Origin of the sequence: Bradyrhizobium ottawaense (assembly GCF_002278135.3) — a bacterium.
GTDB lineage: Bacteria > Pseudomonadota > Alphaproteobacteria > Rhizobiales > Xanthobacteraceae > Bradyrhizobium > Bradyrhizobium ottawaense.
The window spans coordinates 2,054,919-2,079,267 of record NZ_CP029425.2; the positions used below are offsets into that span (position 1 = coordinate 2,054,919).

The window sequence follows — 24,349 nt, forward strand, 5'->3', positions numbered from 1 at the left end:
AAGCCCGACAACAGGAGGAGGAAGACGACCATGACTGCCGTTCAAACTGAATCAGCCAAATCCGGTGCAGCAGGTTCTGCGGTGTTCCCGGACTCGGACAGCCGAAAATATCGGTATTTCGAGCCACGCAGCAAGCGAGCCACGCACTACGAAGACGTGACGGTCGACGTCCAACCCGACCCGGAACGCTACCTGTTGCAGGACTGGATCATCGCCTTTCCGAACGGCAAGGGTGCCTACACCAAGGACAACACGGCGGCGCTCAGCTCGAACTGGCATGCCTTCCGCGCCCCCGACCAGGAGTGGGAGCGCACTCACTACCAGCGGCAGTCCAGGATCGAGGCGATGGTCCAGGCGGTGATCGCCAACGGCCGCAAGTCCGGCGCACCGAAGAGCTTCGACAAGGCCTGGATCAAGATCCTGCAGAACCATCTGGGCGCCTGGAAGCATGCCGAGTTCGGTCTCGGCACGTCGCTGATGCAGGCTCAGCGCTACGGCTACACCCAGATGATCAACAACGCGACGCTGACCAACTCGTCGTACAAGCTCCGCCTTTCCCAGGACATCACGCTCTATCTGGCCGAGATCGGAATGGACATTCCGGGCTTCGACGACGCGGCAGGCAAGCGCACCTGGCTCGAAGACAAGGGCTGGCAAGGTACCCGGGAAGCGATCGAATCGATCATGGGCTCGCCCGACTATCTCGAGCAGTACTTCGCCACGAACATCGTGTTCGAGCCACTCGTCGGCGAATTGTTCCGCAGCGGCTTCCTGATGCAGGTGGCCTCGTCGAACGGCGATTTCATCACGCCGCCGGTGATTTCGTCCGCGGAGGCGGATTACGAGCGCAATCTCGCCAACACGATCGACCTGATGCACCTCCTGGTGACCGACAATCAGCATGCGGCCCACAACAAGAAGCTGTTCCAGGGCTGGGTGAACAAGCACGTGGCGCTCGCCAACAAGGCGGCGGCCGGCCTTCAGCCGATCTGGTCGCAACCGCATTCGAAGCCGGTGCAATACGCCGATGCCCGTGCGCAGTCGGTCGAACGCATCAAGAAGGTTCTCGGCGAGCTCGGCCTCACCCTTCCCAAGGAGTAAATTGCAATGTCCGTCGTTTCCAGATCTGCGACCAACCAGAACATCTTTCAGAAGATGGGAGATCTTCGTTTCGAGCAAACGATTTCCCATCAGTGCGGCGTCACCATGAACGACAGCGTCGAGGCGCGAGCCATTGCCGAGTTCATGGGAAAGAAGCCGAACGTCACCGTGACCTACCAGCCCGCGCTGATCCGCATCGACGGCGAGGGCAAGCTGATCTTCAAGATGGACGAGATCAGCGAAATTCTCGGGAAGGACATGACCGCCGAGATCTTCGAGGTGAATACCTCGACCCACTACGGCCGGATGGTGCGCATCGACGACAACACGGTGACGCTGTTCGGCAACATGGACGAGGTCTTCGAATACATCGAGTGAGCTCCATTCTCCCTGACTGGGTGGGGCCGCTTCGTGGCCCCACCTCTTCTCGAACCGTTCCAGCGCGACGTCAGCGCATCGATTGATCGAATAGAGCTAACCAAGGATTCCTGGAGATCACCATGTTCATCACTCCCAGCGGCGAGGAAGTTTTCGTAATCGACGGTCACACCCATTTCTGGGACGGTAGCCCGGCAAACCAGCTCAACATCCACGGCAAGCAGTTCATCGACTGCTTCTACGCCTATCACACCTCGCTCAGCCCGAAGGACAAGCTCTGGCCGAAGGAGCAGTTCGAGAAATACAGTGCCGACCAGATGTACCACGATCTGTTCGTCGATGGTCCGGACGACATGGCCGTCGTTCAGTCGACCTACCTGACCGAGTTCTACAAGAACGGGTTCAATACCATCGATCGCAATGCCGAGATGGCGAAGAGGTACAAGGACCGCTTCATCGTCAACGGCGCCTTCGATCCGCGGGACGGCGAGAAGGCGCTCGAGTATATCCACTACATGAAGGAGACGTTCGGCATCAAGGGCGTCAAGCTCTATACGGCCGAGTGGAAGGGCGACTCGCGCGGCTGGAAGCTTACGGATCCCAACGCATATCGTTGCTTCGAGCTCTGCCAGAAGCTGGGCATCACCAACATCCACGTCCACAAGGGGCCGACGATCATTCCGTTGGACAAGGATGCCTTCGATGTTCACGACGTCGACCATGCCGCGACCGATTTCCAGGGGCTGAATTTCATCATCGAGCATTGCGGTCTGCCGCGCCTCGACGATTTCTGCTGGATCGCCGTGCAGGAGACCAACGTCCATGGCGGCCTCGCGGTGGCACTCCCCTTCATCCACGGACGTCCGCGCTATTTCGCCGAGGTGATCAGCGAGCTTCTGTTCTGGGTCGGTGAGGACAAGATTCTCTTCGGCAGCGATTACGCGATCTGGACGCCTCGCTGGCTGGTCGAGAAGTTCTGGAACTTCGAGCTGCCGGAAGACCTGAAGCAGGAGCACGGCGTCGACCTCACCCCCCAGGCGAAGCGGAAGATCCTGGGCCTCAATGCGGCGCGCCTCTATGGCGTCGACGTCGAGGCGCAGAAGGCGAAGCTTGCACAGCAGGTTCACGCGGCTGCGGCGGAGTAGACATCATGAGCGCGCTCCAACATCAGCATGATCGTAAGACCGGCGAGGTGTGGGAGCGCCTTGCGATGGTGACGGATCCCGAGCTGGACGAACCGGTCACCGAGCTCGGATTTGTCGAGCAGGTCTCCGTCGATCATGACGACGGCGTCGAGATCGTCTTTCGTCTGCCGACCTATTGGTGTTCGGCGAACTTCGCCTTCCTGATGGCCGATGACATGCGCCGGGCGGTATCCTCGCTGCCATGGGTTCGCGAGGCCCGTCCGCAGCTTCGAGATCACATGGTCGCCGAGGAGATCAACAAGGGTGTCCGCGAGGGCATGTCGTTTGGCGAGGCGCTCAAGGATTTCGCAAGCGGCGGGTCGCTTGACGAGCTGCGGGAGAAATTTCGCCGCAAGGCATTCGAACGGCGCCAGGAGACCATGATACTGGCATTGCGAGGGCTGGGTTATGAGGATCCGGCGATCTGCCGGATGGACCTGAGCACATTCGACGCGATCAACTTCGACTCGGAGGAAATTGCCCGCCAGAAGCCGCGCTATCGAGAGCTTCTGGTCGAGCGGAACCTCGGCAATCTCGCCGGCGATCGCGCCTTTGTCACCTACGATGGATGCACGATCAAGCGACACGAAATGGTCTCGTATCTGCAGCGGTTGCGAGGCGTGCGCATCAACATGGAGTTCAACAGCTCCTTGTGCAGAGGGCTCCTTGCGGTCCGCTATCGCGATGTCGATGGGGATCGGTCGAGCCAGACGCCGGGGCCATGCGGCGGCTGCGACAGTGGTTGTGCCGCGCAGTCTGTGGGACCGGCGGTCCTGAAGGCACATTCCGCAGCGCTTGTGTGAGGCTGGGCCGCTGCACGAAGCGCCTGCGAGCGCCACTGGACGGAGCGGACAGCAAGCCCGCCCGAGCTGATAACCAAGAGACGACCACGTGGGAGTGAAGCGCAATGCCAAAAATTCTGCTGCATGACATCGAAGCTCGCCGTGCTCTCGCGCGCGGGGTCCAGAAGCTCGCCGCCGCGGTCGAATCGACGCTCGGTCCGAAGGGCATGAACGCGATGGTGGACAGGCCGATCGGCACGCCCATCGTATCGCGCGACGGCGTGACCATCGCCTCCGAGATCGAACTGCCGGACCGGTTCGAGAACATGGGCGCACAGGTGGTGCGTGAGGTCTCGATGCAGACCAACGAAGTCGCCGGCGACGGTACGACGACGGCGATGGTGCTCGCGAACGGCCTCATTCAAGGCGGCGTTGTGGCCCTGGAGCGAGGCGCCAAGGCCGTCGATCTCTGCAAGGGGATCGACCGGGCCGTCGAGGTCGTCGTCGAGACCCTGAAGGGTGCGGCGGTCGCCGTAACGGATCGCAAGACCCTGCAGGCGGTGGCGACGATCGCATCGACCGACGCTCACCTGGGCGGTCTGATCGCCGAGGCGGTCGAGCGCGTTGGCAAGGACGGCATCATCAGTTCCGAATACGGGCTGACGACGAGCACGACGCTCGAGGTCGTCGAAGGCATGTCGTTCGACCGCGGTTACATTTCCCACCATATGGTGACGGACGTCGAGAAGATGGAAGTGGTGCTGGACCAGCCCTACATTCTCCTGACCGATCTGAAGATCAGGACGCCGAGCGAACTGTCACCGGTCCGCGCGATGGTGGCCGCGACCGGACGGCCGCTCGTCATCGTCGCTGAGGAGATCGCGCCGGAGGTCGTCGTCACGCTGCTGGGCGATGGCAACCGCGGCAAGGTGCTCGTGGTCAATCCACCTGACTACGGCCATTGGCGCAAGGCGATGATGGACGACCTCGCCATCATCACCGGCGGCCGGGTCATCGCCCGCGAGCTCGGCGGCAGGCTGGAGGAGATCGGCATGGGCGATCTCGGCACCGCGCGGCAGGTGCGGGCGAGCGCGCGTGAAACGGTCATCATCAGGGGCGGTGGCGACGATGCGGCGATTGCGGCGCGGCGCCAGCAGGTGGCCAAGCAGCACGATCTGGCACCGCCCAACATCGAGCAGGACAAGCTCAAGGAGCGCCTCGCCAAATTGTCGGGCGGAACCGCGGTTATCTTTGCGGGGGGCGTCACGCCGGTCGAGCAGAAGCGTACGATCCAGCTGATCGACGATGCGCTGAGCGCGGCGCGGGCCGCGGCCGAGGAGGGCATCGTACCCGGTGGCGGCACGGCATTGGCGCAGTGCGCGCCGGTGGTGGCGCGCACGCTCGGCAACATCAATGGCGATCTGGGTGAAGGCATCAGGCTGGTACGTGAAACCTTGTCGCGTCCTGCCGCCTTCATCGCGCGGAATGCGGGGCATGATGCGCAGAAGGTCGTGGCCGAGCTGCAAAGCTCGCGGACGGGCGTCGGATTCGACGCCGCAAACGGCGTTTTCATCGACATGGTCTCGGCCGGCATCGTCGACCCCGTCAGGGTGACGTATACCGCGCTTCGAAACGCAGCCTCCGTCGCCACGCTGGTCCTGACCACCAACACGTTGGTTGCGGACGTGCCGCAATACACCGATCCGACGCAGGGGCCGGCACTCGGCGGCGGAGCAGAGAAGCTTGGCCGCGCATGAGGCGTGTGCACGCGCCTCATGTTCCGCCGCACCGCTTCAGGCTCGAAGCGGTCGGGATATCTTAGGTGACAACGATCCGGAACGCGGTACAATCTTGGAAGCTCCGGCATGAGCCGAAGGAGGCGTGTAACAAGCCTCCACGGACATCTGACTAGCCGGGCAGGAGGAAGCGGGACATGGCCTACATCATCTCCAAACGCGACGGTCCGCACCGCGAAGAGGTGGCGGCGAAGGACTTCCTTCAGAAGAACCGCACCACCATCAACTCGCTCGCCAATCATCTGACGCTCGGGCGTTGGCAGGAGTTGCGCAATCCGAAGCCTCCTTCGCAGCCTGAGCCATCGGGCAAGCTCTGGTCTACGTCTCCGGCGCGGCCAAAGGAGCTCGAGCCCTATGTGCGGATCAGCTTTAATGGTCGCGTCGTGATCGCCGATCTCGCTTCGGGCCGGCAACTCCATTTTGTCGGCGAGCTGCGCGGCAGCGGCCGATCGCGCCACTTCGCGCTGGCGACGCGCGAGAACGGGATCTTCGATCCGCTGGACGACGAGTTGTACAAGGTCCTGATCGACCTGGAAGGCGTGAGCGTCCCCGATGAGACGTCGGAGGCGCAGCTGGAGCAGGTCATCTCCAATCGTCTCGGCTTGGACGCGATCGCCAGAAGCATCGAATAGTCTCCACGGCCTGGACCTTGCGGGATATCGATCTCGATCGGGTCCGGCTCATGTCGTTTCTGCCGATCAAGCTGCTGTTTGCCCATTCAGATTTGGTGCCCCAATGCTGACGGAAACGTTCATGGCTAAGCCGCCGTTTTCCCTGGAAGGCTACAAAGTTCCGGACGCGACTGATGCGGAGCAGGGGCGGCCCTACGATGAACGAGAGACCAACAGAGCGTGGGAGAACTTCCTGACATTCGGAGACGCGAAGCGCGAGAACGCGCTGGTGCGAGGCGTCATCGAGGAGTCGTGGCAGCGCAGCATCCAATCGGGTGTCGATGCCCGTTGCAAGGGCAGCGGTCTCATCGCCTCGCCGGACGATCTCTATGAGCTGCGTCTGAAGAACGACGATCTGCTCGGCTCCAGCGCGCAGACCTTTCGCCGGGTGGCGGAAGTCCTTGGCGATGCGGCCACGATGTTGGTCATCACCGACAGGAATGGCGTCGTGCTCGATGTCGGGGGCGACCAGCGGACGATCGATGCGGGGCACGATATTCGCCTCGAAGTCGGCGCCGACTGGGGCGAGACGGTGACGGGCACCAACGGCATTGGCACGGCGCTCGTCACGGGCAAGCCGGTCCATGTCCACGCGGCGGAGCACTTCTCCGAAGGCATCAAGGCCTGGACCTGCGTCGGCAGTCCCATTCGCAGCCCGATCGACGGCAGCATCATCGGCATCATCGATTTTTCCGGACCACAGGCAATCTTCCATCGTCACAATGTCGCGCTGGCGGTGATCGCCGCCAACCATATCGAGCTTGCCCTTTCGGAAAAGATCCGGCTCGAGAGAATACTGCTCCTCGAGGCGAGCATCTCTCGGATGCCGGGGATGGGCAGTGCCGACGGCGTGGTGATCCTGGATCGCTTTGGTCGGGTCGTCCATCACAACGACATGGCGTCGGCTCGCTGGCGGCGGCTCGCGCAGTCTCGTGAGTTGAGCATTGGGTCACAGATTCTTCCAAGTCGCGAAGGCCTTTTGGGAAAAGACTTGGCCGAGGGGTTGCCCGAAGAGCTGCGCGAGCAGCGGATCGAGCCACTTATCGTCGACGGGGTCGTGAAGGGCGCAATGCTCGTGCTTGCTTCGAAGCCGCGGTCAAATCCTGCTGCATCCGAGATGTCGCCGACAACCCGCGCCGCCCTGATGTCGGCAAAGGAAGCAATCGTCGGATGTAGCGAGGCATTGCTCGAGGTGGTGCAGAAAATCGAGCGGGCGGCGCTCGGCCGGACGGCAATCCTGCTCGAGGGCGAGACGGGCGTCGGCAAGGAACTCTTCGCCCGCCTGGTTCATGCCGCCAGTCAGAAGACCGGCAAGGAGCCTTTCGTTGCCTTCAATTGCGGCGCGGTGTCGAAAGAGTTGCTCGGCGGCGAATTGTTCGGGCATGCGCCGGGCGCTTATACTGGCGCGACGCGCGAGGGAAGGCCCGGGCGGTTCGAATTTGCCAATGGCGGCGTGCTCAGCTTGGACGAGATCGGCGAGATGCCGATGGACCTGCAACCTTACCTGCTCCGTGTGCTGGAAGAGCGCGCGGTGTACAGACTGGGTGACAGCAAGGCGCGCCCGGTGGACGTCCGGCTGGTGGCGTCGACCAATCGGAACCTGAAGCAGGAAGTGGCCGAGGGACGTTTCCGGAAAGATCTGTACTTCCGGATTGGCGTCGTCAAGTTCACCATCCCGCCGCTGCGCGACCGGCTGGGCGATGTCGAGATCCTGATCGATCACTTCAACAGGCAATTCGCGACCATCTACAGCACCCAGCCGCTGCGCTTCGAGGCGGCCACCATGGAGTTGCTGCGCCGCTATTCCTGGCCGGGAAACGTTCGCGAGCTGCGCAATCTGATCGAAAACCTCGTGCTGATGACGATCACCGGCATCGTCACTCCTAGGGACCTGCCAGAGGATTTCGTGGAGGTCACGCCGGCTCAACTTCCCTCGATGTCGGTGCAGTCGGAGAACAGCGCGACGGGATCGGAGGGCGACGAGATCGCGCGCTTTGATGAGATGGAGCGGCGTGCGATCGAGAGGGCCGTCGCAAACGCCGGCGGCAATATTGCCGCTGCCGCGGAAAAGCTGGGGCTTTCGCGCGCTACGCTGTACCGCAAATTGCACCAATACCGTTCCCGGACCTAGCGATCGGGGAGCCTTTCATGGCGGCTGTCTGGGATGAGCAAAAGGGCGGGAATGGTCCGGCCCCCGCGGCGACGCTGGCCTCGCAGATCCTTGCGCGCGCCGACCGCGACGTCACTTTCGTGGTCCACCTGGTCGGCGAAAGCCAAAGTTTGCTGGTGCGGCATTTCATCTTGTTCATCGAGTCCGAGCTCGCAAAGCGCGGCATGAGCTACGGCGTACATCCGCTGCTGCGACCGTTCGTCGAAACGCATGCACGCGAGCTGTCGGATTTCGTATTGCAGGGGATCGGCTTGCGGCATCAGTTCGGTCTTCAGGCCATCGAGACGATGATGGGCGATCCGGCGCGGTTGCTGAGGGTCGATCTGTGGGACTCGCTCCAATCTTACGTCAACGACGCGCAGCAACACTTCGTGTCCGATGCCCGGGGTCTCCAGCGGATCCTTGATCAAATCGAGCCGAGCGCATGAGTGTCGATCCGGAGGTTCTTGTCGAGATGCTGAAGGAGCGGTTGCTCGTCGTTCAGCAGATGTCGGCCGCTCAATCGTGGAACCTTCTGAACCGTCAGCTCGCCGGTGGTGCAGAATTCGAGATTCAGAGGATTGAGCAGGAGATCGCGGCGACGGGCGATTCGCATGCATTCGGCCACGTTATCGACGAAGCGCACGAGCGCTTGAAGGAAGCAAGGGCCGGAATGGCAACATGCGACGCCCAATGCGCCGCGCTGGAACGACGCCTTGAAGAACTCGACAGGTGTATTGCGACCGGCAGGTGAGGCGACCGATGGACACGATGGAAGCTGAGACGGCTACGCTCTATGACTTGCTTGGTCGGCATTGGATCATGGGGGCGCCGGTTACGAACGCGGCGTTCGACGCTGCGGGACAGGCGGTGGCGTTCGCGCTTGCCGATGGCTCTCTGGCCATCGCTCCGCTGGCCGACAGCGAACCGCCGAAAGACCGTTATCGTGTGGCCTTGGACGGAGGTCGATCGACGATCTCGCCACGGCGGAATCCGATCCCGCCGTTGACGAAAGTCGTCATCAGCGATGCTTCGTTGCATCTCGCCTCGATCCAGCCCGAGGGCTTCATCGCAAGCGATGGCAGTCAGTTGCTCCATGTGTCGGCATCCGGTGTCACGCGACAGGCCGCAAAACTAGCGGCCCCGATCGATCTCGTTGCCCCGGTGCATGCCGGCGGTATTCTGGCTGCTTCCGACGGGTCGGTCATATTCTGCGATTCCAACGGCGAGGTCGGCTGGCTTCAGGAGCGTGCGGGAGGAAGTTCATCCGCGATCGCCGTCTCGCCAGACGGTCGGAGCTTCGCGCTGGGAGCTGACGGTTGCCTGCTTGTGCGGGCCTTCGGACCCCGACCTGAGCCCACCGCTACAATGGCTTTGGGCTTCATCTCCAGCTTGGCGTGGAGTCCCGATGGAAGCTGGCTGGCAATGTCCGTCGCAGAAGGAGGTATCGTATTGCTGCGCCTTTCCGATGCGCGCGCCGTTCGGATTCCGAGCTATCCTGCAAGCGTCCGGTCTCTTTCGTGGAGTGCGGACTCCCGCATTCTTGTGACGAGCGGAGCCTACCGCATGATCGCATGGGACGTTTCCAGTCTCGACGACGGTGGCGAACAGCCGACGAGCGTTGGCACCGGCCGCGGTGGCTTCGTCCTTGTCGAGGCAGTGGACGTGCATCCGGGACGTCCGTTGGTCGCGGCAGGATACACCGACGGCAGGGTCGTCGTTGCCAGGATCGGCGAACCCGACGAACTGGTCGTCAAACCGCCGGGCCGGAGCGCGGTCCAGACCGTCCGCTGGTCCGACGACGGCCAGCATCTTGCCATCGGGACACATGGCGGCGAGGCGGCGATCGTGACGTTCCCGCCGCAAATCTTCAAGTAACGGCGAGCTGGGCGACGAGCCTTGCCGCGAGCTCCAGGAGGAAGTTCATGACAGCCACCGAAGCGCGAAGCGAAGCCACAAGCAAGGATCACTTCTTCCAGGAACTGGCGGAGCTCTCCGAGCGTATGATTGCCGCGCACGGAAAGGAGTTTTCGATGGGGGCCTTGGTGTTGGCGGCGAGGTTCATCGCCGAAAACAAACCCTTCGAGAGTAGCGCAACAACGCAGTGAAGGCGCGGCGAAGGTGCTACATCCGGAAGAGATGTATCACGCTCGGGCTCGCGCCTCCGATCCAAGTTTACGGATTTACGTAGGATTTTGATTTTTTGGAATGTGGTGGCGGATCCCTCTCCCGCTACCGATATTCCCGAGCTTCGCACCTCCATCCTCCCGAGGCATTGCACGACCCTGGTGTCCTGACCTTTGCGACCTCGGGATGTGCGGTCGTGATCCCCGTGATCGCGGCCGCCTGGCCTTCTCGAGAGCCGGGGCGTTGCCCAAGTGGCTCCTGTTCTGGCTGGACGCCCTGTTCTTTCCTGTCTCGCGTAATTGATGAGGACGTCGTCGTCCGGCCCGCGCGATTAGGAACTCCCGCGCACGATCGAAGCTTGAATCCGCGGGTCAGCCTCGCCGCCGATCGCTGGCCTGCACGGCCCGCCTCCAAGCCCCCCATACCCCCCAGGGTGGGCCGTGCTTCACCAGAGGAGACGAGAATTGCCCGACCCGACCGAGCGAGAGATCCGAGAACGCGCGCACCGCTTGTGGGAGCAAGCCGGCAAGCCAGAAGGCCGTGAAGAGGAATTTTGGAACGCGGCCGAGCAGGAGCTGCGCAACGAGGACAAGTCGAACACGCTGCGGACGCCGGATACGCTGTGACCGACAAGAGGTGCCCATTCTGCCGGGGTCTGGGATGGGTCTGCGAAAACCATCCGCTCCGGGCGTGGAGCGAGAAGCTCGGCGGCTGCCGCTGCGGCGAGGGCATGCCCTGCACCTGCAACACGGCGGAAGATCCCGAAATCAGAGTGGTGATCGTCGAAGCGGATACGACGTGGCACTGAGCTGGGGCCCGCTTCGGCTCGCAGTGGTGGCGGGTAGGATGGATGGAGCGAAGCGAAACCCATCATGCTTCTCCTTGTCAGACCCCATGGGTTGCGCTCCGGTCTCCCATCCCGCGCGCAGCCGCCGAGGGAACAGACCATCCCCGAAAGGAATTCAATCTCTGAACAGCACGGGCTCTGACAACATTCCTTTCCCACGGCAGTGTCGGCGGTGGACGAGCAGAAAAAGATAGAGCACCAGATCGAACTCGCCACGCGAGCGGCCGCGCTCGTCAAGGACGAAACCACCGGCCAGCGCTTCCGCAGCTTTGCCGAAGAGCTGAAGCGAAAGCTCCGCCGCATGATGGGGCGCGGCCAGGTGCGCGCGCGCGCCTACGAGCTCTGGGAGCAGGCGGGCCGGCCGAGCAATCGCGACCTGGAATTCTGGCTCGAAGCGGAGCGGCAGGTCGAGGAAGAGCGGGAGGAGCGGAAGGGGGCGGGTGGTTCATAGGCGGAAGCTCCACCTCGATTGAGGGAGATCACGTTCGGACATCGTCATGCCCGGGCTTGTCCCGGGCATCCACGTTCTCAGTGCTGCACAGCAACAAAGAAAAAAGCCGCCGGGCTCTTCACCCGGACGGCCTCGAAAAGTCCCTAGCTGTCGATCGCCTCCGCAGCCTCACGCGTACCGCCGTTACCTTGTTTGCGGCCATGCTGGGTCATTGTAGGGGAGGGCCGCTGATTCTGCTGTGATCTGAAGCACACAGTGGAAAAGAGGATGGGGAGGGGAAGGTCCCGTGCCGCATGAGAGCTCGGTAGTAGGATGGGTTGAGCTCTTGCGAAACCCATCATGCCTCGGCGTTGGGAACATCTTGATGGGTTTTGGTCTCGGGCCGCGGGAGCTAGGCTTGTGTTCCATGGAGACTGAGGGCTTGTTTAGCAATCGCGACGATTGACTTGTCTGCCCATAACCCACCCTGTGTCGCCCTCCGTCAACCCCTCCTCACAAAAATATTCCACTTTACCGAAATTCGGTTTCGGCGTATTTCTCGCCCATCCCGGCTCACCCAAGAGGGGCGACTATGTGTCGTCACTGTCGCGAGCCGGGCTTGCGGTGGACGCGGCAGCGTCGGCACGAGAGGTGCGGACAGGGCGGGTAGTCCCTGTGAGTCCGTAACCGCGTGCGACGAGCGGCGCTGTCAGGTTCGTCTCGCCGGCAGGTCGACGGCAACGTGCACAACGTCGTCGAACCCTGCGGCGAAATGGCGGGCCGTGCGTACGGCAAAACCGTGTGGTCCTGGCCGTCGTTGCTACGGTCAAGCATCTGCGGAGATGCGCGCGAGCCCAACCGGGCAGACGGCATCGTCAATTCGCGGGGCGAGGGAGGCCAGAAGGAAAGGTCGGCTCCCGGGAGATCACGGCATAAGCCGTCCGACCATCGCGCAGGGAAGGCCGAGTGATCGGCGACACCTGTATGCTGCTGTGCGGTCTCCTTTGCGCACTATTCGCGCAGCAGACCGCGGGTGCACGCTGGCACCCGGCCTTCCCTGCGCCCTCTTGGCTTTATGAGGGTGGAGCGACGAAGCAAAGCTCGGGCGGATTGAGCCGCGAGATCGGGAAGGCGTGTCTGTGTTTCGAGCTGCGTGCCACACACTCGATCTCGTAGGGTGGGCACAGCGGAAGCGTGCCCACGCCTTGTTGCTTATGGAGAGAGATCGTGGGCACGGCGCTATGCGCCTTTGCCCACCCTACGGCACTGCCGCTGGGATGCGCACTGGCGCATTGTAATGACGGTGGAGAGAGCGGGCGTCATAACTCCGCTCTCGTGCCCCGGACGCAGCGCAGCGCTCTTGCGGTGCGCTGCAGAGCCGGGGCCCATGTCGCTGCGCCCTACCGTGCCGCCCCTGGGTCCCGGCTCTGCGCTGCAACATGCTATGCGCGTTGCCGCTTGTCCGGGACACGAGAGCCTTCGCGCCGTGCCCCCTCAAACCCGATACCACGCCGCCAGATTCCACGTGATGGTGTCCCAGCCGGAGATGTCGATCATGAGGTTGTTGGCGCCGGCGTTGACGATGGGGCGTGAGAGCAGCGGCAGGAACACGTGGGCTTCGCAGAAGATCTCGTCGACCTTCATCAGCAGCGCGGCGCGCTTGACCGGGTCGAGCTCGTTCTGCGCGGCCTTGTAGGCCTTGTCGGCTTCGGGATCGGAATAGCGCGAGTTGTTGCGGCCGAGCCATTTGTTGTCCTTGGTGGCGATCTCCCAGGACACGCACTGGTTCAGCAGGCGCTCCGGGTCGGGCTGCGGCTGCGTGGTGTTGTACATCTCCATGTCGGCATAGAATTTGGAGTAGGTGTCGGGATTGCCGACGTCGGAGGAGAAGAACACCGATGCGGTGACCGACTTGAGCTCGATGTCGATGCCGGCCTTCTGGCAGGCCTGCTTGATGATGGCCTGCGTCTTCTGGCGCGGCGCGTTGATCGAGGTCTGGAAGACGTATTTGAGCTTCTTGCCGTCCTTCTCGCGGATGCCGTCCGCGCCCTTCTTCCAGCCGGCCTCGTCGAGGATCTTGTTCGCCTTGTCGACGTCGAACTCGTATTTGAGCTTGGGCGATTTGAACTGCTTGGGCGCGTTGACGAAGCTCGCGGTGGCGATGCCGCCGCGGCCGTAGATGAATTTCTGGATCGAGTCGCGGTCGATCAGGAGGTTGATCGCCCGGCGCACCGCGGGATCGGACAGCGTCGGGTGCTTGGACTTGACGCTGGAGCGCTCGCCGTCGATCTCGGTCCACGGGTCCGTCGTGTTGAGGATGATGAACTCGACATTGCCGGACGGCGTGATGTCGAGCTTGCCCTTGCCGCCCGCCTCCATGCGCTTGAGCACCTCCTCCTCCACCTGCATGTTCCAGGCAAAGTCGTACTCGCCGGTCTGCAGCACGGTGCGCGCCGCGGACACCGCATCGCCGCCGCCCTTGATCTCGAGCGTGTCGAAATGCGGCTGGTTCTTGATGTGATAGTCGGGATTGCGTTCGGCGCGGATCAAATCGCCCGGCTTGAACTCGACGAATTTGTACGGGCCGGTGCCGACCGGCTTCAGATTGGCCGGTGCCTCGCGCGACTTGGCGCCGGCATAGTCGCCGAAATGATGCTTTGGCAGGATCAAGCCGACCGAGCCGACGAAGGGATCGGCCCAGAACGGCGTCGGCGCCCTGAAGATCACCTTGACGGTGTGGTCGTCGATCTTCTCGACCTTGATGTCCTTGTAGGATCCCGTGGTGTAGGCCGCAGTGGCGAGATCGGCGGCGTATTGCCAGGTGAAGATGACGTCGTCGGCGGTGAAGGGCTGGCCGTCATGCCATTTGACGCCCTGCTTCAGCTTCCAGACCACGCTCATGCCGTCGGCCGCAAGGCTGCCGTTCGCCTTGGTCGGAACCTCGGCGGCGAGGCACGGGATGAGGTTGCCCTCCTTGTCCCAGCCGGCGAGCGGCTCGAAGAACACGCGCGAGGCCATCTGGTCCTTGGTGCCGAGCGCGAAATGCGGATTGAGCAGGGTCGGCGCCTGCCAGAACAGCAGCTTGAGCGGGCCGCCGCCGCCGGCCTTGGTCGGCTTGTACGGCAAGGTGGCATCCGCCATCGCCACGTCGTGCCAGAGCAGGATCTGGCTCGCGATGGGCGCTGCGATTCCGACCGCGGCCACCTTCTGGATGAACGAGCGTCGGGACAGCGTGCCTTGCTTCACCTCCGCGACCAGACCCCGGATTTCGTTCTCGTTCATCAGATGACCCTCCACCGCGAAGACAAATCGTCGCCGGCGGCCATCATGTTGCATCATGCACGAGGCGGCAATGCCGGCGTGACTGCCGGGCCATGCGACGAAATGACGATGGGGAACGCCCTTGCGGGCCACGGCCCGGACCGCCGCCCGGGAGCGGCGTGGGTGGTCATGGCGAAACTCCGGCGCTGTTTGCGCGTTCGTTCCCCACATCGGATCGAACGGAGAAGCGTCGTCCGCGCCGGGCGGCAAATATGGTTTTCCATTTCATTGATTTCATCCGGCGGAGAAGCGAATACGGTTCCAATCATTCTCGCCGTGCCATGGAGACCAAGATGTCGTTTCGCTTCCCCCTGATGCTCGCAACCGCGCTCGCCGCCTGGTCGGCAGCAGCCACCGCCGAGACCATCAAGATCGGCGTGACGCCGGGCCCGCATGCGCAGATCCTGGAGGCGGTGAAGCCGATCGCCGCCAAGCAGGGCCTCGACATCCAGCTGCTCGAATTCTCCGACTATGTCGTGCCGAACGCCGCGCTCGATGCCGGCGAGATCCAGGCCAATTCGTTCCAGAACCAGCCTTATCTCGACAACCAGAAAGCCGACCGCGGTTACAAGATCGAGGCCGTCGGCCTGACCGTGAATTTCCCGATCGGCGTCTATTCGAAGAAGCACAAGGCCATCGCCGACATCCCCGAGGGCGGCAAGGTCTCGATCCCGAACGATCCGACCAATGGTGGCCGCGTGCTGCTGTTGCTGCGCGACAAGGGCCTGATCAAGCTGAAGGACGGCACCGGCTTCAAGCCGACGGTGCTCGACATCACCGAGAACCCGAAGAAGCTGAAATTCATCGAGGTCGACGCGGCGCAGGCGCCGCGCGCGCTCGACGATGTCGACGCCGCCGCGATCAACACCAATTATGCAACCCAGGCGGGCCTCGATCCGGTCAAGGATCCGATCCTGCGCGAGGACCCGAAGGGCCCCTATGTCAACCTGATCGCCGTGCGCACCGCCGACAAGGACAAGCCCTGGGTCAAGATCCTCGTCGACAGCTACCACACGCCGGAGGTCAAGGAGTTCGTCCTGACCAAGTTCAAGGGCGCGGTGCTGCCGAGCTGGTAGGCAATCTGCCCAGCTCCAGCGCAGGGGCGATCACGGCGGGCAGCGTTGCGTACGAGCCTTTGCGTATGAGCCCTGCGCAATGCCCGCTTGTCTGGAGCAGCAGTAACCGACATCATCGGCAGCCTGGTCATCCCAGTCCGACAGGGGTCGCATGAAACGCTTTGCAAATCTGAAACGCCTGGGATTTTTCACGCGGCTTTTGGACGAGGCCCCGCCCGCCGAGCGCTATCGCTTCGCGGCCGAGCAGATCGTGCGCGCCGAAAAGGCGGGCCTCGATTCTGCGTGGATCGCGCAGCATCATTTCCACGAGCGCGAAGGCGGCCTGCCGTCGCCCTTCACCTTTCTCGGCTACGTCGCCGCCCAGACCTCGCGCATCCGCCTCGGTACCGGCATCGTGACGCTGCCGCTGGAGAATGCGGTGCGGGTGGCGGAGGACGCAGCCGTGCTCGATCTGATCTGCAACGGCCGCTTCGAGCTCGGCGTCGGCACCGGCGGCAATCCGTCGGCCTTTGCCGCCTTCGGCCTCGACAGCGCTCAGCGCAACGAGATCTTCGCCCGCAATCTGGAGGTCGTCCGCACCGCCCTGGTCGGCAAGCCGCTCGAGGGTGGCGACACGATCTACCCGCAACGGCCGCAGCTGGACAAGCGGATCTGGCAGGCCACGTTCTCGGTCGCGGGCGGTGCCCGAGCCGGCAAGGCCGGTGACGGCCTGTTGCTGTCGCGCACCCAGCCGCGGACCAAGGAGGCGCCGAAGGCGACGCTGGCCGAGATCCAGAATCCGGTGATCGATGCCTATCTGGAAGCGCTGCCCAAGGGGGCCGAGCCCCGCATCATGGCCTCGCGCAGCGTGTTCGTCGCCGACGATCATCGCGAGGCGTTGCGGCTTGCAGACATTGGCTTGCGGCGTGCGCTGCCGCAGTTTCTCAAGGGCGGCCACGCCAAGCCGGGCGAGACGCTGGAGGAGATGATCACGGCGTTCGACACCCATGTCGGAGGCGCCGACGAGGTCATCGCCTCGCTGCGCACCGATGCCACGCTGGAGCGGGTGACCGATCTCGTGTTCCAGGTGCATTCGGTCGATGCCCCGCATCCCCACGTCCTGCGCTCGATCGATCTCGTCGCGGAGAAGGTCGCACCCGCGCTGGGCTGGACCCGGACGGCGCCCGACGTGGCGCTGGCGGGCTGATTGGACATGAAGAGCATCGCGTTGCACGAGGCCGAATGATGACTACGCAGGATATCATCGACACACTCGCCGGGATCGAGCCGGGCTCGGCGCTGGACGCCATCCGCGCCCGCCGCCTGCAGGCGCGCGAGAACGCGCAGAAGAGCTATCTCTCGCTGTTCGAGCCGATCGACGCGGGCGATGTCTCGCTGGCCGAGCGCGCGGCGGTCGCCGCCTTCGTGACCGGGCTCCATGGCGAGTCGCCCGTTGCCACCTTCTATCGCGACAAGCTTGCCGCAAACGCGGATGGCGCGCCCCTGTTGGAGGCCATCGACGCCGAGATTGCGCGGGGCAGGACCTCGGGTCCCTATGGCTCGTATCCCGCCGGCCCACTGTCGATCGAGAACACGGCCGGCCTGATCTATCGCGTGAGTGCCGCGAGCAAGCCGGCGCTCGGTGCGAAGCTCGCAGCAGCGCTCGAGCATGCGCACCTGCTGGTGTTCCGGCCCCGCGATGCCGCAGCCGCCGACATGAAGGCGCTGCTTGACGCCGGCTGGTCGACCACCGGCATCGTCACCTTCTCCCAACTCGTCGCGTTCCTGTCGTTCCAGGTGCGGGTCGTCAGCGGCTTGCGCACGCTCGCCGCGGCGAACGCATAAGAGGAGACCGCAATCATGAGCGCCGCCGTCAACCCGCCCGTCGTCTTCACCCAGGACGAGCTCGGTTGGGTCTCCTGGATCGATCCGCTGCCCGAGGCCGAGCTGACCGAGCGGCATTACTCGGGCCTCGTCGATCGCTCGCGCGCCAAGTCGGAATATTTCCGCCTGCTGGTGCGCGATCCCGAAGTGCTGGAAGCCCGCACCAAGACCGACAAGGACATCTTCTACAACGTCGCCGACGGCTTGCCGCGCGCCGAGCGCGAGCTCGCGGCGGCCGCGACCTCGCGCTACAACGGCTGCATCTATTGCGCCTCCGTGCATGCGCGCTTCGCCAGCACCTATTCCAAGCGCCGCGACGACGTGCAGCGCCTGCTCGACGAGGGCATCAAGGCCGACCTCGGCGAGCGCTGGAATGCCGTGGTCAAGGCCTCGGTGGCGCTGGCCGCGACGCCGATCGCGTTCGGGCCCGACAATATCGCAGAGCTGCGCCGCGCCGGTCTCGACGATGCCGAGATCGTCGACGTCATCAACGGCGCCTCGTTCTTCAACTGGGCGAACCGGCTGATGCTGTCGCTCGGCGAGCCCTCGAAATAGCCAATCTCGGCGGCACAAGAATTGCTGCTTGTTTCAACATTGAGTGGATGGAGCCGTGCATGAGCAACATCGATCGTCGTAGCCTGGTGAAGGGGTCTCTCGCCGCCATGATGGCGGGAGCGGCCGTCTCGCGCGGCGCCTTCGCGCAATCGTCCGAACCGATCCTGCTCGGCGTCAGCGGCCCCCTGACGGGACCGAACGCGCAATATGGCACGCAGTGGAAGCAGGGTTTTGATCTCGCGCTCGACGAGATCATGGCGGCCGGCGGCATCAACGGGCGCAAGCTCGCTTATCAGTTCGAGGACAGCCAGAGCGATCCGCGCCAGTCGGTGGCGATCGCCCAGAAGTTCGTCTCCGATCCCCGGATCGTCATGGAGCTCAGAGCTGGCCCCGCAAATTCGGACAGTAGCTTGAGTGGATTTTCTGCCTGACAGCGGCGAGGATTCTTGCTGCGAATCAGGAGCGAAGATGACGAAGAAGAGCCGCCGGACGCATTCTCCGGCATTCAAGGCGAAGGTTGCTTTGGCTGCGGTCAAAGGAGACAAGACACTGGCGGAGCTGGCGCAACTGTTTGATGTTCATCCGAACCAGATCACGATCTGGAAAAACCAGCTCCTGGAAGGCGCCGCCGGCGTGTTTGGGCATGACAAGACATCGGCCGAGACGCCGGTCGATTTGAAGGCGTTGCATGCCAAGATCGGCGAGCTGGCGTTGGAAAACGATTTTTTGTCCGGCGCGCTCACCAAGGCGGGCCTGCTGAGCGCAAAGCGATGATCGACCGCGGTCATGATCTTTCTATCGTGCGCCAGGCGAAGGTCCTGAAGCTGGCTCGCAGCACGGTCTACTATGAACCTCGGCCAGTTTCGGCCGAGGACCTTGCCTTGATGCGTCGGCTCGATGAGCTGCATCTCGATTATCCCTTCGCGGGAGCGCGTATGCTGCGATCGTTGCTGCGGCGGGAGGGGGTATACGCCGGTCGCCGCCACATCGCGACGCTGATGAAGCGCATGGGGATCGAGGCGGTCTATCGTCGCCCGAACACGAGCAAGCCGGCTCCGGGTCACAAGATCTACCCGTACCTGTTGCGCGGATTGAAGATCGAGCGGCCCGACCATGCGTGGGCAATGGACATCACCTACATTCCGATGCGGCGTGGCTTCGTCTATCTCGCGGCGGTCGTCGATGTGTTCAGCCGACGGGTCCTGGCCCATCGCGTCTCGATCACAATGGAGGCGGCCTTCTGCGTCGAAGCGGTCCAGGAGGCGTTGGCGAAGCACGGCAGGCCCGCGATTTTCAACACGGACCAGGGCAGCCAGTTCACCAGCCTCGAGTTCACCGATGTGCTGCTGGACGCGAAGATCGCCATCAGCATGGATGGCAAGGGCGCCTGGCGCGACAACGTGTTTGTCGAGCGGCTCTGGCGCACGGTCAAATACGAAGAAGTTTATCTCCGCGCCTACGACAGCGTGTCCGAGGCGCGAGCGTCAATTGCCAAGTATCTGGCCTTCTACAATCAGGGACGCCCTCACTCGAGCCTTGACGGGCGCACGCCCGACGAGGCTTACTTCGGCACGCAAGCTATGGTGATGGCCGCATGACCGTCGCCGACGATTTTGTCGTCGCTCTGGTCGGGCTACGCCCTCCCGACGCAACGACAAAATCGTAAAGCCCCGCGTTCAGCATAACCCGGCAGGAATCCACTTAAATCCAGCGGGGCGCTGTCCAAACAACCGGGGCCAGCTCTCTCGGCGACTTCTCCAGCCCGGCCTCGATGGCGGCCTCGCCGATCTATCAGCGCGGCGGCCTCGTGCAATTCGGCTTCACCAACTCGCACCCCGATTTCACCAAGGGCGGCGACTTCATGTGGAGCACCTCGGTCAGCCAGGCCGACGAGCAGCCGCTGCTGGCGGCTTATGCGGTGAAGCGTCTCGGCCTCAAGAAGCTCGCGGTGCTGCACCTCAACACCGATTGGGGCCGCACCAGCCGCGACTATTTCGTCAAGGCGGCGAAGGAATACGGCGCCGAGGTCGCGGTGACCGAGGGCTACATCGCGGAGGAGCGCGACTTCCGCTCCACCCTGGTGCGCGTGCGCGACGCCAGCCCGGACGGGTTGATCCTGATCTCCTATTATTCCGACGGTGCGCTGATCGCCCGTCAGGCGCGGCAGGTCGGCCTGAAGCAGGTGATCTGCGCCGCGAGCTCGGTCTACTCGCCGAAGTTTCTGGAGCTCGGCGGCGAGGCGGTCGAGGATGTCCATCTCGGCACGCGCTATTTCCCCGAGGATCCCAGGCCCGAGGTGAAGAAATTCATCTCGGGCTTCAAGGCGAAGTACGGCGGGCAGGAGCCGGACGCCTTCAACGCTTATTCCTATGATGCGATGAACATGGCGGCCGCCGTGGTCAAGATCGGCGGCACCGACCGCCGTGCGGTCCGCGATGCCTTCACGAAAGTGAAGGACGTCTCCAGCGTCATCTTCGGTTCCGCGACGTTCGACGTCGAGAGCCGCCGCGTCAAGGGCGCCATGAACGCCGAACTCGTCGTGCGCAAAGGGCAGTTCGCGCTCTGGGACGGCAAGCCGACCTGACCTGATGGCCGGGGCATTCGCTTCTGCCGCTTCTCTCTCTCCTTGGGGCCATCGCGTGTCTTCCTGGCTCGACTACACGATCAACGGGCTGATCGTCGGCAATGTCTATGCCCTCGTTGCGGTCGGGCTTGCGCTGATCTTCGGCGTCAGCCGGCTGATCAACTTCGCGCAGGGCTCGATCTATCTGGTCGGCGCCTATATCGGCTGGGTCGCGGTGGTGCAGCTGCATACGCCGCTGCCGCTCACCATCATCGTGGTCGCGGTCGCTGCCGCGCTGGTCGGGCTGGTGATCGAGCGGTTCGGTCTGCGTCCGCTGCAGAACTCGGTGCGCATCGCGCCGCTGCTCGCCACGATCGGCATCAGCTTCGTGCTCGATCAGCTGGTGATGCTGACCTTCTCGCCCAATCCGCGCGCGCTGCCGAGCCAGTTGCCGGACGTGCGCTTTCAGGTCGGCGGCGGCACCATCGGCCCACTTGATCTGCTGATCGCCGGCGTCGGCCTCACCAGCGCGCTGCTGCTGTTCGTGTTCCTGCGCTACTCCAAGCTCGGCTGGGCGGTACGCGCCACTGCGCAGGACCGCGACGCTGCAATGCAGATGGGCGTCGACGTCAACCGCGTCAATCAGGCGGTGTTCGGCATTGCCGCCGCGCTCGGCTGCGTCTCCGGCATGTTGGTCGGCATGTACTATAACCAGATCGACACCGCGATGAGCCTGCAGGCGACGCTCAAGGGCGTCGTCGCCGAAGTGGTCGGCGGCGCCGGCAATGTGCCCGGCGCCGTCATCGGCAGCCTGCTGCTCGGACTGGTGGAGAGCTACGGCGTCGCCGTGTTCGGCACCAGCTACCGCAATCTGTTCGCCTTCCTGCTTCTCGTCGTCGTGCTCGTGCTGCGGCCGAACGGCCTGTTCGCCAGCGCGCGGCAAGCGCCGCCCGAGCCGCTCACCGGCACCTTCATCGCGCCGAGCCGCCCGGTGCGCATTCCGCGCTGGGCGCTGCTGGCTGCAGCCGCGATCTTCGCGGTCCTGCCGTTCTTCCCGGTGTCGTTCTACGTGCTGCAGACCCTGATCAACGCCTGGCTGCTCGGCATGCTCGCACTCAGCCTGACGCTGGTTGCGGGCACGATCGGCCAGGTCTCGCTCGGCCATGCCGCACTGCTTGCGATCGGCGCCTACACCTCCGCGCTGCTGTCGCTGACCCTCTCCGTACCGGTGGGCCTCTCGATTATCGGCGGCGGCCTGATGTGCGCCGCGCTCGGCACCGCGCTGATCTCGCCGTCGTTCCGGCTGCGCGGGCATTACGTGTCGATCGCGACGCTCGCCATCGGCGAGATCGTGTCGCTGGTGATCCTGAATTGGGAAAGCGTCACACGCGGCCCGATCGGCATCTCCGGCATCCCGCCGCTGTCGCTGTTCGGCTACGATTTGATCAGCCCGACCTCGATCTACTGGTTCAGCTTCACAGTGATGGTCGTGCTGGCGCTGCTGCAGGGGCGCTTGCTCACCTCGCATCTCGGCCGCAGCTTTCGCGCCATCCGCGACGACGACATCGCAGCGCGCGCCTATGGCCTCAGTCTCAACCGCTACAAGTCGCTGGCCTTCATCTTCGGCGGCTTCGCCGCCGGCGTCAGCGGCGGCATCGCGGCACACCTCTACTCCTACATCAACCATGAGACCTTCAATACGCAGCAATCGATCCTGGCGCTGACCGTGGTCATCCTCGGCGGCCTCGGCAATGTCGTCGGCGCGATTCTCGGAGCGGTCGCGCTGGTCGGCCTGCCCGAGGTCTTTCGGATCGCGGCGGAGTATCGCATCCTGATCTACGGCATCGTGCTGTTGCTGCTCGTGCGGTTCAGGCCGCAGGGCCTGTTGGGGACGCTGTGATGGCACAGCTCAATTCCATGCTGTCCCTGCGCGGGCTGACGCGGCGCTTCGGCGGCCTCACCGCGGTCGACGCGATCGATCTCGATCTCGCCAAAGGTGAGCTTGTCAGCATCATCGGCCCGAACGGGGCCGGCAAGACGACTCTGTTCAACCTCGTGACCGGGCTGGACCGGCCCGACGCGGGTACAGTTCACTTCGAAGGCCAGGACATCACCGGCCTGTCGCCGGAGCGGCTCGCAGGCGAGGGCATCGCGCGCACGTTCCAGCTCGGCCGCGTCTTCGGCAATCTCAGCGTCATGGACAACGTCCTGATCGGCGCGCACACGCGGCTGCGCGCGGTGAAGCCGGCGGTGCCGGTGATCGGTCCGCTGCTGGAATTGGGGTTGGCGCTGCTGCGGCCCGCCAGCGTCAAGGCGGAAGAAGAGCGGCTGCGCGAGGAGGTGAAGGCCATCCTCGCCCGCTTCGGCGAGCGGCTGCTGCCGCGGATCGACCAGCCGGCCTATAGCCTGTCCTACGCCAATCGCCGCCGCGTCGAGATCGCGCGCGCGCTCGCGCTCAAGCCGCGGCTGTTGCTGCTCGACGAGCCCACCGCCGGCATGAACCCGACCGAGACCGCGGAGATGCAGGCGCTGGTCGCCGAGCTCAAGGCGGAGGGGCTGACCATCCTCCTGATCGAGCACAAGCTGGAGATGGTGATGCGCCTGTCCGATCGTGTCATCGTCATGGACGAGGGTAAGAAGATCGCGGAAGGGCCGGGCGACGCGGTGCGGAGCGATCCCAAGGTGATCGAGGCCTATCTTGGCCACGGGCTATCAGGGGCGTCGGAGCAGGAGAGCGCAGCATGACGACGAGCGCACCCGAACCGCTGCTGGCGCTGTCCAATGTCAACACCTTCTACGGCCAGGCCCAGGTGCATTTCGATCTGTCGATCACAGTCGCGCGCGGCCACATCGTCTGCCTGCTCGGCGGCAACGCCAGCGGCAAGTCGACGACGATGAAGATCATCTTGGGCCTTGTGAAGCCGCGCTCGGGCGATGTCACGTTCGACGGCGCCTCGCTGATCGGGCTGACCACGCCACAGATTGTCCGCCGCGGCATCGCCTCGGTGCCGGAGGCGCGGCGGCTGTTCGCGGACATGAGCGTGCGCGAGAACATCCTGATGGGCGCCTTCGTGCGCAACGACCGTGACGCGGTGGCGCAGGATCTCGACAGGATGCTGACGCTGTTCCCGAAGCTCGGCCAGCGGCTGTCGCAGCGCGCGGGCTCGCTCTCCGGCGGCGAGCAGCAGATGGTCGCGATGGCGCGCGCGCTGATGAGCCGTCCCAGGATGATCGTGATGGACGAACCGACCATGGGCCTGTCGCCGCTCTATGTGGACCGCGTGCTGGAGCTGATCCGGACCATCAATCAGGAGGGCGTCTCGGTGTTCATGGTCGAGCAGAACGCCAGCCTCGCGCTGGAGATCGCACACGAAGCCTATGTGCTGCAGACCGGCAAGATCGTGCTTTCAGGCCGGGCGCGGGCGCTGAAGGACGACCCGCGCATCCGCGACGCCTATCTCGGCGGCTCCGAGGCTGCCTGACGCAATGCGCTGACCTCTCCACGT

Annotated in this window: 24 protein-coding genes; 23 read left to right on the forward strand and 1 reads right to left on the reverse strand. The window is 63.9% G+C overall.

Annotation, left to right across the window (positions count from 1 at the left end):
* Positions 1 to 30: 30 nt before the first annotated feature.
* From CIT37_RS09820 to CIT37_RS09880, 13 genes are all read left to right on the forward strand, one after another.
* Positions 31 to 1,101, forward strand: a complete 1,071-nt coding sequence (locus CIT37_RS09820) for an aromatic/alkene monooxygenase hydroxylase subunit beta (protein ID WP_095426621.1) — start codon at positions 31 to 33, stop codon at positions 1,099 to 1,101.
* 6 nt (positions 1,102 to 1,107) lie between these two features.
* On the forward strand, positions 1,108 to 1,479 hold the full coding sequence (locus CIT37_RS09825; protein WP_095426620.1) for an MmoB/DmpM family protein: 372 nt from the start codon (positions 1,108 to 1,110) through the stop codon (positions 1,477 to 1,479).
* A 122-nt stretch (positions 1,480 to 1,601) separates the two neighbouring features.
* On the forward strand, positions 1,602 to 2,624 hold the full coding sequence (locus CIT37_RS09830; protein WP_095426619.1) for an amidohydrolase family protein: 1,023 nt from the start codon (positions 1,602 to 1,604) through the stop codon (positions 2,622 to 2,624).
* A 65-nt stretch (positions 2,625 to 2,689) separates the two neighbouring features.
* On the forward strand, positions 2,690 to 3,466 hold the full coding sequence (locus tag CIT37_RS09835; protein WP_244611375.1) for an iron-sulfur cluster assembly protein: 777 nt from the start codon (positions 2,690 to 2,692) through the stop codon (positions 3,464 to 3,466).
* A gap of 104 nt (positions 3,467 to 3,570) precedes the next feature.
* A complete protein-coding gene (locus tag CIT37_RS09840) occupies positions 3,571 to 5,202 on the forward strand; it encodes a molecular chaperone GroEL (RefSeq protein ID WP_095426617.1) in 1,632 nt (543 codons plus the stop codon).
* Between the two features lie 176 nt (positions 5,203 to 5,378).
* A complete protein-coding gene (locus tag CIT37_RS09845) occupies positions 5,379 to 5,873 on the forward strand; it encodes a hypothetical protein (protein ID WP_095426616.1) in 495 nt (164 codons plus the stop codon).
* 103 nt (positions 5,874 to 5,976) lie between these two features.
* Positions 5,977 to 8,043, forward strand: a complete 2,067-nt coding sequence (locus CIT37_RS09850; protein WP_095426615.1) for a sigma-54-dependent Fis family transcriptional regulator — start codon at positions 5,977 to 5,979, stop codon at positions 8,041 to 8,043.
* A 17-nt stretch (positions 8,044 to 8,060) separates the two neighbouring features.
* Positions 8,061 to 8,510, forward strand: coding sequence for a hypothetical protein (locus CIT37_RS09855; RefSeq protein ID WP_095426614.1), 450 nt, complete (start codon positions 8,061 to 8,063; stop codon positions 8,508 to 8,510).
* Positions 8,507 to 8,815 (forward strand): hypothetical protein, encoded by a 309-nt coding sequence (locus CIT37_RS09860; RefSeq protein WP_161966362.1) that lies wholly within the window; start codon positions 8,507 to 8,509, stop codon positions 8,813 to 8,815. The genes CIT37_RS09855 and CIT37_RS09860 overlap by 4 nt, the downstream gene beginning before the upstream one ends.
* An 8-nt stretch (positions 8,816 to 8,823) precedes the next feature.
* Complete coding sequence (locus CIT37_RS09865; RefSeq protein WP_244611377.1) at positions 8,824 to 9,939, forward strand: WD40 repeat domain-containing protein; 1,116 nt, start codon at positions 8,824 to 8,826, stop codon at positions 9,937 to 9,939.
* A gap of 47 nt (positions 9,940 to 9,986) precedes the next feature.
* Positions 9,987 to 10,169 (forward strand): hypothetical protein, encoded by a 183-nt coding sequence (locus CIT37_RS09870; protein ID WP_091960733.1) that lies wholly within the window; start codon positions 9,987 to 9,989, stop codon positions 10,167 to 10,169.
* Positions 10,170 to 10,652: 483 nt separating this feature from the next.
* Positions 10,653 to 10,814, forward strand: coding sequence for a DUF2934 domain-containing protein (locus CIT37_RS09875; RefSeq protein WP_095426612.1), 162 nt, complete (start codon positions 10,653 to 10,655; stop codon positions 10,812 to 10,814).
* A 393-nt stretch (positions 10,815 to 11,207) separates the two neighbouring features.
* Positions 11,208 to 11,486, forward strand: coding sequence for a DUF2934 domain-containing protein (locus CIT37_RS09880; RefSeq protein WP_038948495.1), 279 nt, complete (start codon positions 11,208 to 11,210; stop codon positions 11,484 to 11,486).
* A gap of 1,473 nt (positions 11,487 to 12,959) precedes the next feature.
* On the opposite strand, the gene CIT37_RS09885 is transcribed toward CIT37_RS09880, so the two are convergent.
* Positions 12,960 to 14,747 carry a peptide ABC transporter substrate-binding protein gene (locus CIT37_RS09885; RefSeq protein WP_038970856.1) on the reverse strand — a complete coding sequence of 596 codons (1,788 nt, stop codon included), beginning with the start codon at positions 14,745 to 14,747 and terminating at the stop codon, positions 12,960 to 12,962.
* Between the two features lie 320 nt (positions 14,748 to 15,067).
* Here CIT37_RS09885 and CIT37_RS09890 point away from each other — a divergent pair, with 320 nt between their 5' ends.
* The 10 genes from CIT37_RS09890 to CIT37_RS09935 all read left to right on the forward strand — a co-directional run bounded on the left by CIT37_RS09890 (position 15,068) and on the right by CIT37_RS09935 (position 24,325).
* Entirely contained in the window at positions 15,068 to 15,862 is a 795-nt protein-coding gene (locus CIT37_RS09890; protein WP_028144345.1) for a MetQ/NlpA family ABC transporter substrate-binding protein, read from the forward strand.
* 151 nt (positions 15,863 to 16,013) lie between these two features.
* Positions 16,014 to 17,048 carry a putative FMN-dependent luciferase-like monooxygenase gene (locus CIT37_RS09895; RefSeq protein WP_095426610.1) on the forward strand — a complete coding sequence of 345 codons (1,035 nt, stop codon included), beginning with the start codon at positions 16,014 to 16,016 and terminating at the stop codon, positions 17,046 to 17,048.
* Between the two features lie 35 nt (positions 17,049 to 17,083).
* Positions 17,084 to 17,686 (forward strand): CMD domain protein, encoded by a 603-nt coding sequence (locus tag CIT37_RS09900; RefSeq protein WP_095426609.1) that lies wholly within the window; start codon positions 17,084 to 17,086, stop codon positions 17,684 to 17,686.
* 15 nt (positions 17,687 to 17,701) lie between these two features.
* Entirely contained in the window at positions 17,702 to 18,280 is a 579-nt protein-coding gene (locus CIT37_RS09905; protein WP_028144348.1) for an alkylhydroperoxidase domain protein, read from the forward strand.
* A 59-nt stretch (positions 18,281 to 18,339) separates the two neighbouring features.
* Positions 18,340 to 18,711 (forward strand): ABC transporter substrate-binding protein, encoded by a 372-nt coding sequence (locus CIT37_RS09910; RefSeq protein WP_244611378.1) that lies wholly within the window; start codon positions 18,340 to 18,342, stop codon positions 18,709 to 18,711.
* 37 nt (positions 18,712 to 18,748) lie between these two features.
* Positions 18,749 to 19,878 (forward strand): IS3-like element ISRj2 family transposase gene (locus CIT37_RS09915; RefSeq protein ID WP_109866565.1). Its coding sequence is split into 2 segments (ribosomal slippage): positions 18,749 to 19,001 and positions 19,001 to 19,878, totalling 1,131 coding nucleotides; the frame shifts between segments, so codons are not numbered across the junction.
* A gap of 173 nt (positions 19,879 to 20,051) precedes the next feature.
* A complete protein-coding gene (locus CIT37_RS09920; RefSeq protein WP_244611379.1) occupies positions 20,052 to 20,864 on the forward strand; it encodes an ABC transporter substrate-binding protein in 813 nt (270 codons plus the stop codon).
* Between the two features lie 55 nt (positions 20,865 to 20,919).
* Positions 20,920 to 22,743 (forward strand): ABC transporter permease, encoded by a 1,824-nt coding sequence (locus tag CIT37_RS09925; protein ID WP_095425958.1) that lies wholly within the window; start codon positions 20,920 to 20,922, stop codon positions 22,741 to 22,743.
* The gene (locus tag CIT37_RS09930; RefSeq protein WP_028144351.1) at positions 22,743 to 23,588 is read left to right on the forward strand and encodes an ABC transporter ATP-binding protein; all 846 of its coding nucleotides are present in this window, start codon (positions 22,743 to 22,745) and stop codon (positions 23,586 to 23,588) included. The genes CIT37_RS09925 and CIT37_RS09930 overlap by 1 nt, the downstream gene beginning before the upstream one ends.
* Entirely contained in the window at positions 23,585 to 24,325 is a 741-nt protein-coding gene (locus CIT37_RS09935) for an ABC transporter ATP-binding protein (protein WP_028144352.1), read from the forward strand. The genes CIT37_RS09930 and CIT37_RS09935 overlap by 4 nt, the downstream gene beginning before the upstream one ends.
* Positions 24,326 to 24,349: the final 24 nt, after the last annotated feature.